The organism is Thioalkalivibrio sp. (assembly GCF_007692535.1).
Lineage (GTDB): Bacteria > Pseudomonadota > Gammaproteobacteria > Ectothiorhodospirales > Ectothiorhodospiraceae > Thioalkalivibrio.
The window spans coordinates 1-2,883 of record NZ_REBW01000008.1; the positions used below are offsets into that span (position 1 = coordinate 1).

The following is a 2,883-nucleotide window of genomic DNA, read 5'->3' on the forward strand; positions in this document are numbered from 1 at the left end:
CGTCACCCCGCAGGGGTTGGCGTGTTCTCCCGGCTCTTTCAATCAGGAGAAACGCGTCATGAGTGAGACAACAGACCACGACGACCGCGGCACCATGAAGTTTCAGCTGCGGGCGATGGAGACGCTCATTGAAGAGGGCAAGGCCAAGGACCGCTGGAACGTGATCTTTGATCACTCGGAGCCGGACGACGACACGTGGATCGTCGCGATCAGCTATCGGGATCGGAGCCCGGATGGGCTCTATGACCGAACCGAGATCAGGGTCCACAGTTCGACGCACTGGTCCATCCCCATGATTCTCGTCATCGATCGGGGCTATCGCAGTCACGGGCAGCCACAGATCAGCTGGAGTTCCGGTGGCGTTTGCACGGACGCGAGCGAGTTACAGGTCGCTCGCGCGATGCGCGTGATCTGGGGCTGGGCCGAGGGGTTCCTGGCGCGGCAGGCCATTTCCGCTGCCGCCGGCGTACCTGTCGAGGACGACAAAGGGATGCAGTCATGACGCCCAGCGTAGAGCAGTACCGGCGAGCGGCCAGCGAGCACTGGGGCCACGACGACGACATCGATTTCGACCACAACGCTCTCGTGAGCGAGGGTGAGGGCGGAGCGTATGTACAGGCGTGGTTGTGGGTACCGGACGACCGCATCAAGGAGGACGATGGTTCGTAGCGGTCCATGGCGTTCACAGGCGCTCATCCTCGCCGCCCCTCCTGGGGGCGGCCTTTCCCAAGGCCCTGTGTGGCGGGGCCTTCGGAAAGGCGGTTTTCGACCGTGGCGACTGCGGTTCAGTCGCGCCCAAGCACCTGCGGATCGGGCAGAGGTGCACCGCTCAGGCGGCCGATCCATCTTCCACAACCCACCGGGTGCGAACCCGGTGCGGGACGCCCCCCGGCATTTTTCCACGAGGTGTCCCATGTTCCAACAGCATCTGCAACAGGTTCGGCGTGTTCCGGTATCCGGCCTTTGCCGGATCGGCCGGCGCACGTTCGCCGTCCAGGCCGGTGGCTTTCGATACGAGCTGCGGTTCACACCCAGCGCGCGGATCGAGCTGCTTTCCGTTCATCGGGTTCACTAGGAGGCCCGCCGTGATGAAATTCGGAGCACGGCTCAATGATCTGCATCTACGCCAGCGCGAGGCGGATTTCTCGGCCATGGCCGCAACGGCGGCACCCCGCGAGGGCGTGTCGGCGCTGTTGCGGCTGGTTGCCGCCGCCCGGCAGCCGACCGGCCAGGGCCATCGCCTGCGCCGGTTTCTGCTCGGTCTGTACAACGGCCCCGAGTGGCCGTTCGACCTGACCGACCTGCGCAACCTGGATCGCGACCTGCAGCAGGACGTGCTCGCCGTGCTGCAACTCGATTGGCACGGAGGACGCGAGGTCCACAAGTACATCGAGGACGGTGATCGTCTCTTCCTCCGCTGGTGGGAGGCGGAGCGGCCCGAACCCGACCCGCCAGCGTAACGCTGGTCTCTATCAACCCCGCCGGGGCGTCACCCCGGCCGGGGCATGGCGTGTCCTGGCTTTTCTGGAGGAATTCGCCATGCCGGAACGGTCCATTATCGAACTCAGCGATGATGAATTGATCAGTCACGCAGCCGGGATCCTGGAGTCACGGCTTCGCTACCGGGTTTCTGGGGAAACGCCAGAGCCCCTCACGACCCCGCAGGTGGTCAAGGACTTCCTCAAGCTCAAGCTCGCCGAGCTGGAACACGAGGTCTTTGCCGTTCTGTTTCTGGACAATCGCCACCGCCTGCTCCACTACGAGGAGATGTTTCGCGGAACCATCGATGGGGCTTCGGTGCACCCCAGGGAAGTCGTCAAGGTCACACTCCGGCATAACGCCGCAGCCGTGATCCTGGCGCACAACCATCCCTCCGGGGTTCCCGAGCCCTCACGGGCCGACGAGGCCCTGACCCGGCGTCTTCGCGACGCCCTGGGTCTGATCGACGTGCGCGTGCTCGACCACGTGATCGTGGGCGGCACGGACACCATCAGTTTCGCTGAATCGGGCCTTATCTAAACAACCCCGGGTGGCTGTACGCAGCCACCCGGCCTTTATCCATCCACCCCACCGGGGCACATGCGCCCCGCAGGGCTGGCGTGTTCCCCGGGTCTTTGAATCAAGGAGAAACGTCATGGCCGAGATTCACCGGGAAGCGATCCAGCGAACCGTCAATGCTGTGCGCCCAGGCGTCTATGCCTGGTTCACCGATCCAGAGGAGGCTGCGGCCGCCGCGCTCCCGAGGACCCCGGTCCGGCAGACGTCCCCGGCGTGCCGCGGGAGCGCCGGTCTCTGGCGTGCGCTTGTGGAGCCACTTCAGGCGGAGCGTTGATCGTGCCTCCCGCTGCCGAGTGGCAGCGGTTGCTGCAAAACCCAGTTTTCCCGTTCCCTTCGGGGGGCGGCCTTTCCCAAGTCTCTGCGCGGCGGAGCCTTCGGAAAGGCGTTTTTCGACCGTGGTCACTGCGGATTCAGTGACGCCCAAGCCTCTGCGGACCGGGCAGAGAGGCAGCCCCCGTCGGGGCCGGTCCATTTTCCATCCACCCCACCGGGGCGCGTGCGCCCCGTTGGGGGCGACGTGTGCTCCGGATCCTTGCATCAGGAGGAACGTCATGAATGCGAAAACACGGGAGGTTTTCCAGGCCGTACGCCGGGTCTATCGCTTGACCCGGAAAGGCTCGTACTTGGTCAGCAATGGCCTCGGTCCCAGCACGGCGGCGGCTATGGCGCTGCGTGCGGTCACCGGAAAATGGGATCTCTGCGATCCGGCGCCCTGGAACGCGTGGGGCGAGTGGGTTCGCACCGCGCGCGGTGCGTACATCCGTCGCCCTCATGTGGCCGCGGCCTGTACCCGCTGGATGCGGCGGACCTTGCCATGAGCCCCCG

6 protein-coding genes are annotated in these 2,883 nt (G+C 65.3%); 5 read left to right on the forward strand and 1 reads right to left on the reverse strand.

Going from position 1 to position 2,883, the window contains the following annotated elements; genetic code table 11:
- The first annotated feature begins 58 nt into the window (after nt 1-58).
- Nucleotides 59-502 (forward strand): hypothetical protein, encoded by a 444-nt coding sequence (locus tag EA346_RS00090; RefSeq protein WP_296754080.1) that lies wholly within the window; start codon nt 59-61, stop codon nt 500-502.
- Entirely contained in the window at nt 499-669 is a 171-nt protein-coding gene (locus EA346_RS00095; RefSeq protein WP_296754083.1) for a hypothetical protein, read from the forward strand. Before EA346_RS00090 ends, EA346_RS00095 begins: the two co-directional genes overlap by 4 nt.
- Before the next feature lie 160 nt (nt 670-829).
- On the opposite strand, the gene EA346_RS00100 is transcribed toward EA346_RS00095, so the two are convergent.
- On the reverse strand, nt 830-1,063 hold the full coding sequence (locus tag EA346_RS00100) for a hypothetical protein (protein ID WP_296754086.1): 234 nt from the start codon (nt 1,061-1,063) through the stop codon (nt 830-832).
- A 25-nt stretch (nt 1,064-1,088) separates the two neighbouring features.
- On the opposite strand from EA346_RS00100, the gene EA346_RS00105 reads away from it, so the two are divergent.
- From EA346_RS00105 to EA346_RS00115, 3 genes are all read left to right on the forward strand, one after another.
- Nucleotides 1,089-1,460 carry a hypothetical protein gene (locus tag EA346_RS00105; protein WP_296754092.1) on the forward strand — a complete coding sequence of 124 codons (372 nt, stop codon included), beginning with the start codon at nt 1,089-1,091 and terminating at the stop codon, nt 1,458-1,460.
- A gap of 79 nt (nt 1,461-1,539) precedes the next feature.
- Nucleotides 1,540-2,019, forward strand: coding sequence for a DNA repair protein RadC (gene radC / locus EA346_RS00110; protein WP_296754088.1), 480 nt, complete (start codon nt 1,540-1,542; stop codon nt 2,017-2,019).
- A 115-nt stretch (nt 2,020-2,134) separates the two neighbouring features.
- Nucleotides 2,135-2,332 carry a hypothetical protein gene (locus tag EA346_RS00115; protein WP_296754091.1) on the forward strand — a complete coding sequence of 66 codons (198 nt, stop codon included), beginning with the start codon at nt 2,135-2,137 and terminating at the stop codon, nt 2,330-2,332.
- Nucleotides 2,333-2,883: the final 551 nt, after the last annotated feature.